This window comes from Archangium sp., assembly GCF_036388035.1.
Taxonomy (GTDB): Bacteria; Myxococcota; Myxococcia; order Myxococcales; family Myxococcaceae; genus Archangium.
Window position 1 is genome coordinate 1 of sequence record NZ_DASVSO010000150.1, and the last position, 13,023, is coordinate 13,023.

Here is a 13,023-nt window from a genome sequence, read left to right on the forward strand (position 1 = left end):
CGAGCTCCCTCCGCTCCCGGAAGAGCTCCACCGTGCGTCGGGCCAGCTCGCCCAGGTGCAGCGGGCGCGGCCGGGGCTCCATCGGACGCACCACGTCCAACAGGTCGCGCACCATCGCGTCCAGCCGCGTGGCCTCCTCCTCCAGCATCTCCACCGCGCTGCTGCCCACGGGGCCCAGCTTGTCCCGCTTGAGCACCGCCACGGCGTTGAGGATGGCGCCCAGGGGGTTGCGCACCTCGTGGGCCACCACGCCCGCGGCCTCGCCGAGCACCGTCAGCCGCTCCTGCGCCACCAGCTCCGCCTGCAGCCGCGACAGCTCGGCCAGCCGCGCGGCGGCGAGCCGGTGGTGGCGCACGTTCTCCAGCGCTCCACCCACCTGCCGCGCGAACAGCTCCAGCGTGGCCGCGCTCGCTGGCGTCAGCGCCTCGCCCTGGACGGACAGGACGCCGTAGGGCGTCTCCTCCACCAGGATGGGGGCATCCAGGGCCCGGACGACGGGGTGGGCACTCCTCAGCCGCTCCAGCATCTCCTCCTGGTGGAAGCCCTTCAGCGTCCGGTGGAAGTCATTGTGGAACGCCGCCTTGCGCTGGGCGAAGACCTCCTCGAGGTGCGGCAGGCTGGAGCGGGGGAAGCGCACCTCGTGGATGGGGCGTCCGTAGAGCCGCTCGGCGGCGGCCACCTGGGCGGGGTCCTGGCGCATGGGCCCGTGGACGAGCGCGTCCCCCTCCAGCAGCATCACCGTCACGAGGAAGCCCTGCCGGTGGATGGCCTCGACGGCCGTCTCCAGCACGGCCCGCTCGTCGCGGCAGCGCACCAGCTCCCCGGCGGCCGTGACGAGTGCCTCGGTGAGCCGCCGCATGCTGGCCTCGCCCTCGGCGTCGAGCCAGAGGAACAGTGCGTCCTGCGCATGCAGCCCGCCTCCCTGGCGCACGCAGTAGGTGCGCTCCTGGCCTCCCGCCACGCGCACGCGCAGCCACATCGTGTCGGGGTACGTCTCCCCGCGCGTGAAGCGCTCGTGCATCGGCTCCAGCCACGAGCGATCCTGAGGGATGAAGCGGGCCAGCAACTTCGACATCGGGGTGGCGCGCAGCTCCTCCAGGCCAATACCGACGAGCGTCAGCAGCGCCGGGTTGGCGTACGTCACCAGGTCGCCGCGCACCACCAGGGCCGGCACCGGGAGCCCATCGAGTGGCCGGTACTCAGCCGTGTCGGACACTGCTTCCTCCTGGCCGGACACAATCCCTCCCGGGGTAGCGGCCAGCTGCCTCGTGCTGGCCGCGGTGTTCCTCAGCGGGAGGAGGTAGAGGCCACGGTCCGGCTGGTGCGGAGGAACTCATCGAGGAAGCCCCGCTCCTCGGCGCGCAGATCCGCCAGACCGAGCCCATAGCCGCGCGGCTGCTTGCCGTCGTTCTGCGTGTACTCCCAGATGACGGAGCTGCGCAGCTTGATTTGACGCTGCGGCTGCTCGAAGTTGAGCACCAGCTCCACACGCGTCCCCAGCTTGAGCGGCTTGTCCGTGGAGATGAAGAGGCCACCGGCCTGCAGGTTGATGATGCGGTGGTCGGTGAAGATGCCCGCGTTGCGCGTGGACACCTTGATGTCGACCTGGAGCCGCTCGTTGCGCGTCATCTGCAGCCCGACGAACTCCTCGGCCGCGTAGGTGTAGCCAGCAGCCGCCTGCTGCACGGCGGCGCGCCCGTGGGCGGGAGTCGCCGTGCGGGCCAGGGGCGTGGAGCGCGGGGTGAGCTGCGCCTCCACCTCGCGCATGCGGCGCGCGAGCAGCTCGAAGATCTCCGTGTGGGCCTTGCGCAGCTCGGGGTGGGTGTCGGCGGCCAGGTGCTCCGGCGAGTAGCGCTTGGCCAGGCGGAAGAAGGCGCCGCGCAGCTCCTCCAGCGGGGCGTCGGGCTTCACGCCGAAGACCTGGTGGGCCGGGGCGTTCCGCAGGTTCTGCACCTGCTGCCGCAGGTGCTCGGCCTGTTGCTGCTCGGCGGCGGGGTTGGACGTGCTGGCCGCCGCGAGCAGGTCCCTCACCTCGTTGAAGTTCTCGATGGGCTCCCACGAGGTGCCGTCACGCGAGGCACGGGTGACGGCCTTGAGCCGCCCCGTGCCGATGAGGTCCCGCAACGCCTGGAGCGTCAGGGGCCCCAGCACGCGACCAAGGGAATCTCCAATCCAGTAGCTCGACATGCGCTTACCTCGGGAATCAGTGTGCCAGGGCCTGGCGGACGGCGTGGGCGATCTCCAAAGGGTGGAAGGGCTTGCCGACGAAGCCCACCGCCCCGGCGGACATCGCCTGCTCCACCACCGGCTCGGCATCCATGCTGCTGATGATGAGCACCCGCGTGTCCGGAGAGGACTCCTTCATGGCGGCCAGCACCTCCAGCCCGCTGCGCCGGGGCATGAAGAGGTCCAGCAGCATCACCGCGGGGCGCTCCCGCGTGGCCACCTCCAGGCCCTCCTGTCCATCCGAGGCCTCGAGGAGTCTCACCTCGAGACCACTCTCCTGGATGGCATCCTTGAGGAGGTTGCGGACGAACTTGTCGTCGTCGACGAGCAGCAGGGTGGGGGTAGACATGCTCATGAATGATAGGGCGGATGGCGCGCGAATGCCCGTGCACCGTGAAAAGCCGTGCAGCGCTGAACGCGCGGTGAAGAGTGCTGGACGCGAGGTCGACGCGCACGGCGCGACTCCGCCTGCTTTTGGAGTAAGGGAGGGAGCATGTCCACCGACAAGGCCCTGGCCCATTTCGACTCGCGGAAGAACAGCTACCTCGAAGATTTGAAGGAACTGGTGCGCATTCCCAGTGTGTCCTTCGACGGATTCGATCCCGCTCACGTGCGTGCGAGCGCCGAAGCGACAGCGAGGCTGTTGAAGTCGCGTGGCTTCGAAAACGTGCAGCTGCTGGAGATCGAAGGCGCGCACCCCTACGTGTATGGCGAGGTTTTGAAGGCCCCCGGCAAACCCACGCTGCTGCTGTACGCGCACCATGACGTGCAGCCGGCGGGAGACGCGGCGGCGTGGAAGAGCCCGCCCTTTGAGCCGCAGGAGCGCGACGGGCGCCTGTTCGGTCGAGGCTCGGCGGACGACAAGGCGGGCATCGTGGTGCACACCTCGGCGGTGGACGCGTGGCTCGAGGGCACGGGGAGTCTGCCACTCAACGTGAAGGTCATCATCGAGGGCGAGGAAGAGGTGGGCAGCGAGCACCTCGGCGCCTTTCTCCAGAAGCACACGGCGCTGCTGAAGGCCGACGCCATCGTGCTGACGGACACGACGAACTTCGACACCGGGCTGCCCTCCATCACCACGGCGCTGCGCGGGCTGGTGACGGTGGACGTGGAGGTGCGCGGCTTCAAGCAGGCGGTGCACTCGGGAATGTGGGGCGGGCCGGTGCCCGACCCCGTCATGGCGCTGTGCCGGATGCTGGCGACGCTGACGAACCCGGACGGCTCCATCGCCATCGAGGGCATCTCCGACAAGGTGCGCCCGCTCAGCGAGGCCGAGCGCAAGAGCATCCAGTCGCTGCCGGGTGACGCGGAGCACTTCAAGCAGCAGGTGGGCATGGTGAAGGGGGCGCAGCTGCTGGGCGGGCGCCACCCCTGGGAGATGAACTGGCGGCAGCCGGCGCTGGCCATCAACGCCATCCAGGCCAGCAGCCGCAAGGACGCGCGCAACATCATCTGCGACACGGCCTGGGCTCGCGTGGGCATCCGCGTCGTTCCCGACATGGACGCCCAGGACGTACAGAAGCGGCTGGTGGAGCACCTCGAGAAGGTGCTGCCCTGGGGATTGGAGCTGCATATCAAGGCAGACCCGCCGTCAGGTCCTTGGTTCACAGACATTTCGCATCCGGCCTTCCAGGCGGCTTTTCGCGCGCTGCGCAAGGGCTATGGCACGGAGCCGGTGGCCATTGGATGCGGCGCGTCGATCCCCTTCGTGGAGCCGTTCGCCAAGGAGCTGGGCGGCGTGCCGGCGCTGCTCATCGGCGTGGAGGACCCGTACACCAACGCGCACTCGGAGAACGAGAGCCTTCACCTGGGGGACTGGGACAAGGCGGTGCGCAGCGCCATCCACCTCTACGAGGAGCTGGCGAAGGAGCTGAAGTAGCCACCGAGGCGTTCATCATCCAGCAGAGGAGCGGGGCGGCCGCGGGGCACCTCCAGAAGCCCCGGCCGCCCGTTCCTAGATTCCGCGGGTGACCGAAGCGGAAACAGAGCGTCAGCGGCTCCTCGAGCGGCGGGCCCGGCGGCAGGCCCGTCGGGACAAGCAGCGAGTGGCGAACGTCGGCCGCGCCAAGCGGATGCATGAGGCCCGCCTAGCGTACGAGCGGGAGGTGGCCACTCGGGATGTCTCCCCCAAGAAGGTGGCCAGGGCAGGGCCACGGGGCCGGCAGCCGGAGATTCACGTCGGTTGCTCGGGGTGGTTCTACTGGCACTGGAAGGAGCGCTTCTACCCGCCAGGGCTGCCGAGCAGCCGGTGGTTCGAGCACTACGCCGAGCAGTTCAAGACGGTGGAGCTCAATGCCCCGTTCTACGCCTGGCCCACGGTGGCGACGGTGAACACCTGGGTGCGGCAGGCGGGGCGGCGCCAGTTCGTCTACACCGTGAAGGTGTCGGAGCTCATCACCCATGTGAAGCGGTTCGTCGGGACGAAGACGCTCGTGCGGGACTTCGGGCACATCGCGGACCTCCTCGGCCCGCGCATGGGCTGCTTCCTGTTCCAGCTGCCGCCGAGCTACCACTACTCGCCGGCGCGGTTGAGGACGCTGCTCGCCCAGCTCGAGCCGACGCGGCGCAACGTGGTGGAGTTCCGGCACAAGAGCTGGTGGAACGAGCGGGTGTTCGACGCGTTCCGGGAGGCGAAGGTGGCCTTCTGCTCGTGCAGCGGGCCCCGGTTGCCGGACGAGCTGGTGCGCACGGCGGACGACGTGTACGTGCGCTTCCACGGGACGACGCGGTGGTACCGGCACGACTACACGAAGGACGAGCTGGCCGTGTGGGTGCGGCGCATCCGCGAGAGCGGGGCCAGGCGCGTCTGGGCGTACTTCAACAACGACCGCGAGGGCTACGCGATCAAGAACGCGCGCGAGCTGCTCCGCCAGTTGAAGCGCGGTGATGAGCGGTGAGGCCTCGAAAAGACGAAGCCCCTGGGAGGCGATGCCTCCCAGGGGCCGTTCAGCTCGAGGCTGTGTCAGCGCTTACGGCGTGTAGGCGCCCTTGAGCGAGACGGACGAGTAGGTGCTGTAGGCGTTCAGCAGCACGTGGTAGCGGCCGGAGGTGGTCTTCGCGGCCATGTTGCACGTCTCGGCGTTGCCGGAGAGGTACGGACGGCAGTCGTACGAGGAGGTGGAGGGCTGCGCGCCGAACTTCACGTACAGGTCCACGTCACCCGTGCCACCGGAGGTGGTGAAGGTCACGGCCTTCGAGGCCGGGACGTCCAGGTGGTAGAACTTCTGGCTGCCCGTGGAGCCACCGATGCCGGTGATGGCCACGCCGTTGGTCAGCGCGGTGGAGGGGACCGCCACGCCCACGCCCACGGCCTCCCAGGCCTGCGTCACGGACGCCACGCTGTAGCCGAGCGCCGAAGCGGCCTGCTCGGTGTAGGTCTTCGCCTGGGCGAAGGTGGTGGAGGCCGTGAAGAGGTCACGGTTGGCGCGGTAGAAGATGGCGCCGGCCTGCTGGATGCCGATGCCCACCACGTTGGTGGTGGTCACGCCGCGCGGGTGGGTGCCGCCCGTGGACAGGAGCTTGAACGCCAGGTTGGCGATGCCCGAGTTCCAGTGCACGCCGCCGTTGTCGGAGGTGCCCGTGTAGCGCGTCGGGTAGTAGTCCTTCGACGAGCCGTCCTGCGTGGGGTTGGCCATGTAGCGGAGCGCGTCACCCGCGGTGCCCGGCGTCCACACGTCGTCGCCGATCATCCACACCGAGGCGGGAACGGTCCAGCCCAGCTTCCAGGACTCGCAGTAGGCGGCGAAGATGTCGCTCATGCCCTCGTTGAGCGCGCCGGACTCGTTGGAGTAGGTGAGGTTGGACTCGGAGCTGGTCACCGCGTGGGTCAGCTCGTGCACCGTCACGTCCAGCGACTTGCCCAGGGGCGCGGACTGCACGCCATCGCTGTCGCCGTACACCATCTGGCTGCCGTTCCAGAAGGCGTTGGTGTAGTTGGTGCTGTGGTGCACCGTGCTCTTCAGCTGCGCGCCCGCGGCGTTGTACGAGTCACGGCCGAAGTTGGCCGAGTAGCACTGGTAGGTGGTGCCCAGGTGCGTGTAGTTGTCGTCCACGTGGGCGTCACCGGTGGCCGCGCCACCCTCGGAGCGCTTGAGCGTGCCGGGCAGCGAGGTGGTGTTGTTGCCCGAGTACACCGCGCGGTTCATCGCGGAGTGGATGTCCGTGGTGCGGTTGAGCTCGGAGCCGTCCAGCGCGCTGACGAACACGTGGTCACGGATGGGCAGGTCACGGCCCTCGCCGGACACCACCACCTCGTAGGCCAGCTTCAGCTTGTTGTCCGTCTCGCTGCGCACGTACACCAGGCGGGGCTCGCCCTCGGCGGCGATGTGGCTGCCCACGGTGCTGTCCAGGGCGGCGGCCTTGGCGGCCTCCGGGGAGATGCGGGCCTTGGCGGGGGCAACCTCGCCGTCGCGCGCCGAGCTGTTGGCCGCGTAGACCTTGCCAGCCGAGTCCTTGTGGATGATGAGCTCACCGCCGACCACCGGCAGGCCGTTCTTGGTCTGGGCGTAGCGGGTGTGGGTGTTGCCCTGCTCGTCCACGCTCACGCGCGTGACCACCAGGTCGGTGGCGCTCAGGCGGAAGGCGGGGGCGATGGCGGCCAGCGAGGTGGAGTCGCCCAGACGGCCCTTGATCATGAAGGGCACGCCGTCGTCGTTCTGACCGGCGACCTCGGCGGAGGGCAGCGCGGCGAGAGCCGCGCGGATGTCACCGAGCTCGTCGAACTTCTCGGCGCCAGGGGCAACCTGGGAGTTGTCGACCTCGCAAGCGGCGAGGGGAAGGGCGAGCAGCGCGGCGGCAAGGAAGCGAGTGCGAACCAAGGGGGGGTTCCTCCTGGCCAACGGCGAGGTGCCGTCGGGCACTCAACCCTTAAGCAGGGATCGGGCCAACCGATAAATCGTGGGAATCCCGGCCTTTACAGCTCATGCGGCCAGCACAGTGGAGCGTGGATGTCGCGCGCAACGCGCCCAGGGCTGTATTGAGCCTTTACAGGGGTGGAACAAGCTCCCATGATTTCAGTTGGTTATGAAAACAAAAGGGGGGTGTCCTGATTCAGTACGAGGCTGTCTTGTTTCAGGACAGACCCTCTGTACGAGTCTTGAGGACCTTGGGTCTTGGCCGCCTACACGCTGTCCTTCCAGGGAAGTCTGGACCTGACGCGCGGAGTCTCAGACCGGGATGCGACGCCCGGTCAGCTCGACGTTCGAGAGGGTCAGACGGAAGGGCTCGCCTTCGTTGACGAGCGCTCCGAGCGCGACGGAGCTCTCGACGAGGACTCCCGCCAGGCCCGAGTCCTCCGCGAGCTTGGAGGCGATGTTGACGGGATGGCCGGCGATCTCCCGCTCCTCGTCGGCGAGCGGAAAGAGGTAGACCTCGCCCTGCGTCAGTCCGACGTGGGCGCTGAAGCCCAGGGCGCGATGCTCCTCGATGAGGTCGCGCGCGAACGCGACCGCTCCACGTCCCTCGTCGAAGAGCACGATCGCCAGGGTGCCGTTGGATTTCACGACGTCCGCCCCATGGGACGCGGCGATGCGACGGACGGCGAGGTCGATGAGCGACATGTCCGTGAACGAGTCCAGCAGGAACTTCCGCGGGCTGTGGGCCACCTTCACGAAGGCCACCGTCCCGGTCTTCCGGTACTCGGGAAACGCCTCCGTCCCGAGCACCTCCAGGGGCGTCGAGCGCAGCCGCTCGAAGAAGGCCGCGTCGAAGGGCGTCGGGTAGTGGGGGTTGTTTCCCTCGACGACTTCCAGGGCTCCCGGCGCGCCCGTCAGCGACCACAGTGCGCCCTCGTTCTGGAGATCTTCGCGCAGCCGCGCCGCGTCGCGGACCGGGCCCGTGAGGTGCTCGAGGATGGCCTCGGACACGACGAGCTCTCCTCCCGAGGTCTTGTCCTCCGCGATGGCCTCGATGAACTCAGCGCCTTCGCCGAAGAGCCCGCCGCCGACCTTGTAACACTCGCACCCGTGGATGCCGATGCCGACCTGGACCCGCAGGGATTTGATCCGGGCCTGCGCCGCGAGCATCTGCGCGACGACCCGCGACGGGGCGATCGTCTCCGCGAAGAACATCTGCGAGTTGTCCGCCGCCCAGATGCCGATGGCTTCGCCGCCGATCGCGCTCCCGTAGGAGTGGATGACTTCCTTGGGCTCGGAGATGAGCTTCATCACCTGGGCCAGGGTGTAGCGCTGGGTCAGCCTGGAGAGTCCCGCCGAGTCCGTGGACACAACCGTGCCCCGGACCCGGAAGGGGGCCAGGAGCTGGTCGTGTCGGGCGGAGGTCTTCTCCTGCCCGTTCCAGCTCAGGACGAGGCCGGCTGGGATGAGCCCGGCGATGTCCTGCCGCAGATCCGCCAGGGAGATGTTGTACGTCGCCATCCATTGCCCTCGGAGAACGGGCCCTACTTCTTCGCCGTGTTGCCGAGCTGCGCCACCGCGGCCATCACCCAATCCTTGATGGAGGCGGTCTCGAAGGGGGCGGCCTGGCGCTGGGGGTACTTCTTCTCGAAGTAGTTCACGGCGGCGACGCCCATGGCGAAGGCGGTGCCTCCGCTCGCCGCGCCCTTGAGGAGCCAGCCGGCGACGGGAATCCAGCCCACCGTCTCGCCCACGATCGCCGTGGCCGTCTTGCGCGCGACGATGCCCGCGCCGAGCGTGGGGATGAGGGCGAGCGCCTCGCCGAGCGTGAGCTTCTCTCCGTAGATACCGGCCACATGGTAGATCATGTAGGCCTCGATGGCCGACGTGACCGCCGTGTGGGCGCCGGGCACGGGAATCGGAATGGCCGCCGCGCCCGCCGCGCGCAATGCGCTCTCCTCGACCCAGCCTCGTGCCGCCTTCTCCGCGTTCATGGGTGTCCCCCTTGGGTGGAACTCGTGGGGGACACCTTACCGGAAGTCCCGCTCAGCTTCCCTCTCCCTTCCCCTCTTCCGAGGGGGGAGGGGTCTTCGGCGCCGGGGGGACGCCCTTGCCCGCGTAGGCCACCACCTTCACCTCCGAGGTGTCGTTCAGCCCGAGCCCGTCTCCCTTCGGCTCCGTGTTCGTCACCGAGATGACGTCCCCCCGGTGCAGCTTGAAGAAGCGCTCGTTCTTCTCGTTGCGGTGCTTCTCCTGCAGCGCCAGCCCCACGCGGCCCTCGGAGCCACAGCCGATGAAGCGCTGCCGCCCCTTGCCCTCGAGCGACTCGGACACGATGCGGAAGAGCCGCTCGGGCCTCGGCTCCGGCCAGCCCTCGCCCTGGGGGGCCAGCATCAGGTAGCTCATCTTCAGCGACTCCTTGTGGAGCCCCGCCGCCTTGGCGATCTCCTCCACCACCCGGGGCACCGGCCAGTCGCGCTCCGCGTGGCACCAGTCGCTCTCCTTCACCAGCGCGGGGCACGCCCCCCGGTACATGCACGGCGCGCGGATGGCGTAGCCCTTCTCCACCATCGCGTCCCGCACCTTCAGCAGCAGCCGCGACGTCTCGCGCAGCGCGGGCTCCAGCACCAGCAGGCTCCCGCCCGGCTTCACCTGCGCCAGCACCTGCTCCAGCAGCGCCGCGCGTGGCTTCACCGCCTCGTCCCCCGAGCCGTACAGCTCGTTGAGGACGTGGCCCATGGTGATGAGGTCGTACTTGCCCTCGGGGGGAGGGGCCTTGCGCAGGGGGTCCCACTCCCGGGTGGCGAGCGCCTCGCCCGCCTCCGTCGCGAGCGACCGGGCGAGCGTCAACGCCGGCTTGCTCCGGTCCGCGGCCGTCACCTCGGCGGCTCCCGCGTCCAGTGCGGCGAAGGCCATCGGGCCCGGGCCGCTGCCCAGGTCCAGCACGCTGCGCGGCCGGTTGGGCAGTTCCCCCAGGGCCTCGCGGGCCTGGGCATAGGAGACAGGCCAGTAGAAGAGCAGGTAGGCACCCAGCAGCTTCGGGTCGTCCATGTACCGCGCCCCGGCCAGCTTCCGGTCGCGTGTCAGGCCGAGGGAGAGCTGCTTCACGCCCGCTCCCACCTCCTTCACCTCTTGAGGCGTCAGGCGGGTCTCCGGCCCGTCTCCCCGATTGCGTGCCTGGCGCCACACGGCGATCAGCCGCGGTATCCACCGCTCCAGGTCCTTGCCGTAAGCGCCACTCATCCGCCCCTGCCTTCCCGAATCCAAGTTCTGGGGTCGCCTCTTTCGGGCAACCGCGTTAAACCCTGTCCGAATGATTTCCGTCCGAGACCTGCGCAAGCACTACCAGGTCCACAAGCGCCCGCCCGGCCTCATGGCCGCCCTCCGCTCCGTCGTCCACCGTACCTACACCACCGTGAAGGCCGTGGATGGCATCTCTTTCGAGATCAAACCCGGGGAGCGCGTCGGCTTCCTGGGGCCCAACGGGGCAGGGAAGACCACCACCCTCAAGGTGCTGTCCGGTCTGCTCCACCCGTCGAGCGGCGAGGTGCTGGTGGATGGCCACGTTCCCCGCCACCGCGAGGACGCGTTCCTCAAGAAGATCATGCTGGTGATGGGGCAGAAGCAGCAGCTGCTGTGGGACCTGCCGCCCTCCGAGACGTTCGAGCTCAACCGCGCCATCTACGACGTCCCCCGCGTCCAGTACAAGCAGACGCTGGACGAGCTGGTGACGCTGCTGGAGTTGGAGGAGCTCATCGGCAAGCCGGCGAGGCAGCTCTCGCTGGGCGAGCGGATGAAGTGCGAGCTGGCCGCGGCGCTCATCCACCGCCCCAAGCTGCTCTTCCTGGACGAGCCCACCATCGGCCTGGACGTGTCCATGCAGGCCACCATGCGGACCTTCATCAAGTCCTATAACGAGCGCAACGGGGCCACGCTCATCCTCACCAGCCACTACATGGACGACGTGGCGGCGCTGTGCCCGCGCGTCATCGTCATCGACAAGGGCCAGCTCTCGTATGACGGAGGGCTGGACGCGCTGGTGCAGCGGGTGCGGCCGGAGAAGCGGGTGGTGCTGCGCCTGAATCAACCGGTGGACGCGGCCACCCTGGCGCCGCTGGGCAAGGTGGTGACGCACGACAACGCCACCGCGGTGCTGCAGGTGCCGCAGGACGCCGTCAACGCCACCGTCAGCCGGGCGCTCTCGACCCTGCCGGTGCGGGACCTGACGGTGGAGAACGCGCCGCTGGAGGAGGTCATGAGCGAGCTGTTCGCCGAGAGCAAGGCGCGCCGGGAGACGGTGAGCGCATGAGCGCGCGCAGCACGTTGCGTGCCCTGCCCACGCTGCTGCGGGTGGGCCTCTCCGAGGCGGTGGCCTACCGGGCGGAGATGTTCGTGTGGGTGCTGTCCACCACCATGCCGCTCATCATGATGGCGCTGTGGACGGCGGTGGCCCGGGAGGCGCCGGTGGGCCGCTATGGCTCCCAGGACTTCGTGCGCTACTTCCTGGCCGCCTTCGTGGTGCGGCAGCTGACGGGCGCCTGGGCGGCGTGGATGATCAACTACGAGGTGCGTCAGGGCACGCTGGCCATGCGCCTCTTGCGTCCCATCTCGCCGCTGTGGGGCTACGCGGCGGAGAACCTCGGGGCGATGCCCATGCGGCTGTTCGTGGTGGTGCCGGTGGCGAGCTTCGCGGTGTACACGGTGGGCTGGCAGGCCGTGCCCCAGACGGCGTGGGGCTGGGCCTTCTTCCTCATGTCGCTCCTGGGGGGGTGGCTCATCACCTTCCTGGCCAATGTGGCCATTGGCACGATGAGCCTCTACATGGAGAGCAGCACCAAGCTGATGGATGTGTGGCTGGCGCTCTTCTTCGTGTGCTCCGGCTACCTGTACCCGGTGGAGCTCTTCCCGCCCACGGTGCGGACCGTCATGGACTGGCTGCCCTTCCGCTACCAGATTGGCCTGCCGGTGGAGTTGATGACGAACGTGCACGGGCTGGGCGAGGCGTTCGGGCTGCTGGCGCGCCAGTGGCTGTGGGTGGGGTTGATGCTGCTCATCAGCCTGGGACTCTGGAAGCGGGGCCTCAAGCGCTTCGCGGCCTTTGGAGGGTAGGGACATGCTGCGTCGCTACCTGCGCCTGCTCGGCGTCCAACTCCGCGCCTCGAGTCTGCTCGCGCTCCAGTACCGCGGGGACTTTGTCATCGAGGGCATCATCTCCCTCTTCTGGACGGCCACCGCGCTGGCGCCCCTCTTCGTCGTCTTCCGCGAGCGGGAGACCATCGCCGGGTGGAGCTTCGGCGAGGCGCTGCTGGTCATCGGGTGGTTCACCCTGCTGCAGGGGATTCTGGAGGGCGCCATCAACCCCAGCCTCACCGGCGTGGTGGAGCACATCCGCAAGGGGACGCTGGACTTCGTGCTGCTCAAGCCCGCGGACGCGCAGTTCCTGGTGTCCACCGCGCGCTTCCTCCCGTGGCGCTCCATCAACGTGCTGGCGGGGCTCGGCCTCTTCGCCTACGGCTTCCAGCTGATCGGTCGGCTTCCGTCCCTGCTGGGACTGCTGGCCTCCCTGGTGCTGCTGGGCACGAGCGTGCTGCTGCTCTACTCGCTGTGGATTCTCACGGTGGCCGCGGCCTTCTACGTGGTGAAGGTGGACAACCTGACGTACTTCTTCACGTCCATCTTCGACGCGGCGCGCTGGCCGGCCTCGGTGTTCCGCGGGGTGCTGGCCTTCTTCTTCACCTTCGTGATTCCCCTGGCGGTGATGACCACCTTCCCGGCGCAGGCCATGCTGGACCGGCTGCCGCTGACGTCGCTGGTGTGGGCGGTGGTCGGCTCCCTCGTCTTCGCCTTCGTGTCGCGCCGGGTGTGGCTGCACTCCATCGGCCACTACACCTCCGCGAGCAGCTGAAAAAAATCAGCGGAAAATCCCCCCCGCAACCAACGCGGG

At 68.7% G+C, this 13,023-nt stretch carries 12 protein-coding genes; 5 read left to right on the plus strand and 7 right to left on the minus strand.

The window, feature by feature from the left end; translation table 11 throughout:
* From VF697_RS06585 to VF697_RS06595, 3 genes are all read right to left on the minus strand, one after another.
* Positions 1-1,216: histidine kinase dimerization/phospho-acceptor domain-containing protein (locus tag VF697_RS06585; protein ID WP_331092637.1), on the minus strand; the 1,216-nt coding region annotated here is incomplete at its 3' end.
* Between the two features lie 71 nt (positions 1,217-1,287).
* On the minus strand, positions 1,288-2,151 hold the full coding sequence (locus tag VF697_RS06590) for a TIGR02266 family protein (protein ID WP_331092638.1): 864 nt from the start codon (positions 2,149-2,151) through the stop codon (positions 1,288-1,290).
* A 52-nt stretch (positions 2,152-2,203) separates the two neighbouring features.
* Positions 2,204-2,575 carry a response regulator gene (locus VF697_RS06595; protein ID WP_331092639.1) on the minus strand — a complete coding sequence of 124 codons (372 nt, stop codon included), beginning with the start codon at positions 2,573-2,575 and terminating at the stop codon, positions 2,204-2,206.
* A 144-nt stretch (positions 2,576-2,719) separates the two neighbouring features.
* Between VF697_RS06595 and VF697_RS06600 the strand changes: the two genes are divergently transcribed.
* Together VF697_RS06600 and VF697_RS06605 are read left to right on the plus strand one after the other, a co-directional pair.
* Complete coding sequence (locus VF697_RS06600) at positions 2,720-4,105, plus strand: M20/M25/M40 family metallo-hydrolase (RefSeq protein ID WP_331092640.1); 1,386 nt, start codon at positions 2,720-2,722, stop codon at positions 4,103-4,105.
* A gap of 88 nt (positions 4,106-4,193) precedes the next feature.
* Positions 4,194-5,123, plus strand: coding sequence for a DUF72 domain-containing protein (locus tag VF697_RS06605; protein WP_331092641.1), 930 nt, complete (start codon positions 4,194-4,196; stop codon positions 5,121-5,123).
* Positions 5,124-5,195: 72 nt separating this feature from the next.
* On the opposite strand, the gene VF697_RS06610 is transcribed toward VF697_RS06605, so the two are convergent.
* From VF697_RS06610 to VF697_RS06625, 4 genes are all read right to left on the minus strand, one after another.
* Positions 5,196-7,043: a M4 family metallopeptidase gene (locus tag VF697_RS06610; RefSeq protein ID WP_331092642.1), complete on the minus strand. Its 1,848-nt coding sequence runs from the start codon at positions 7,041-7,043 to the stop codon at positions 5,196-5,198.
* A 348-nt stretch (positions 7,044-7,391) separates the two neighbouring features.
* Entirely contained in the window at positions 7,392-8,600 is a 1,209-nt protein-coding gene (locus VF697_RS06615; RefSeq protein WP_331092643.1) for a hypothetical protein, read from the minus strand.
* A gap of 23 nt (positions 8,601-8,623) precedes the next feature.
* Positions 8,624-9,073, minus strand: a complete 450-nt coding sequence (locus VF697_RS06620; RefSeq protein ID WP_331092644.1) for a DUF697 domain-containing protein — start codon at positions 9,071-9,073, stop codon at positions 8,624-8,626.
* A 52-nt stretch (positions 9,074-9,125) separates the two neighbouring features.
* Positions 9,126-10,322: a small ribosomal subunit Rsm22 family protein gene (locus VF697_RS06625; protein WP_331092645.1), complete on the minus strand. Its 1,197-nt coding sequence runs from the start codon at positions 10,320-10,322 to the stop codon at positions 9,126-9,128.
* Positions 10,323-10,392: 70 nt separating this feature from the next.
* Between VF697_RS06625 and VF697_RS06630 the strand changes: the two genes are divergently transcribed.
* The 3 genes from VF697_RS06630 to VF697_RS06640 are packed head-to-tail and all read left to right on the plus strand — an operon-like array spanning position 10,393 to position 12,984.
* Positions 10,393-11,388 carry an ATP-binding cassette domain-containing protein gene (locus VF697_RS06630; RefSeq protein ID WP_331092646.1) on the plus strand — a complete coding sequence of 332 codons (996 nt, stop codon included), beginning with the start codon at positions 10,393-10,395 and terminating at the stop codon, positions 11,386-11,388.
* Complete coding sequence (locus VF697_RS06635) at positions 11,385-12,188, plus strand: ABC transporter permease (RefSeq protein WP_331092647.1); 804 nt, start codon at positions 11,385-11,387, stop codon at positions 12,186-12,188. The genes VF697_RS06630 and VF697_RS06635 overlap by 4 nt, the downstream gene beginning before the upstream one ends.
* A gap of 4 nt (positions 12,189-12,192) precedes the next feature.
* Complete coding sequence (locus VF697_RS06640) at positions 12,193-12,984, plus strand: ABC transporter permease (RefSeq protein ID WP_331092648.1); 792 nt, start codon at positions 12,193-12,195, stop codon at positions 12,982-12,984.
* Positions 12,985-13,023 lie beyond the last annotated feature (39 nt).

Coding starts and splice junctions, on each gene's coding strand:
- VF697_RS06635 (WP_331092647.1), top strand. CDS start 11,385: ATGAGCGCGCGCAGCACGTTGCGTGCCCTGCCCACGCTGCTGCGGGTG.
- VF697_RS06625 (WP_331092645.1), bottom strand. CDS start 10,322: ATGAGTGGCGCTTACGGCAAGGACCTGGAGCGGTGGATACCGCGGCTG.
- VF697_RS06620 (WP_331092644.1), bottom strand. CDS start 9,073: ATGAACGCGGAGAAGGCGGCACGAGGCTGGGTCGAGGAGAGCGCATTG.
- VF697_RS06640 (WP_331092648.1), top strand. CDS start 12,193: ATGCTGCGTCGCTACCTGCGCCTGCTCGGCGTCCAACTCCGCGCCTCG.
- VF697_RS06630 (WP_331092646.1), top strand. CDS start 10,393: ATGATTTCCGTCCGAGACCTGCGCAAGCACTACCAGGTCCACAAGCGC.
- VF697_RS06615 (WP_331092643.1), bottom strand. CDS start 8,600: ATGGCGACGTACAACATCTCCCTGGCGGATCTGCGGCAGGACATCGCC.
- VF697_RS06595 (WP_331092639.1), bottom strand. CDS start 2,575: ATGTCTACCCCCACCCTGCTGCTCGTCGACGACGACAAGTTCGTCCGC.
- VF697_RS06600 (WP_331092640.1), top strand. CDS start 2,720: ATGTCCACCGACAAGGCCCTGGCCCATTTCGACTCGCGGAAGAACAGC.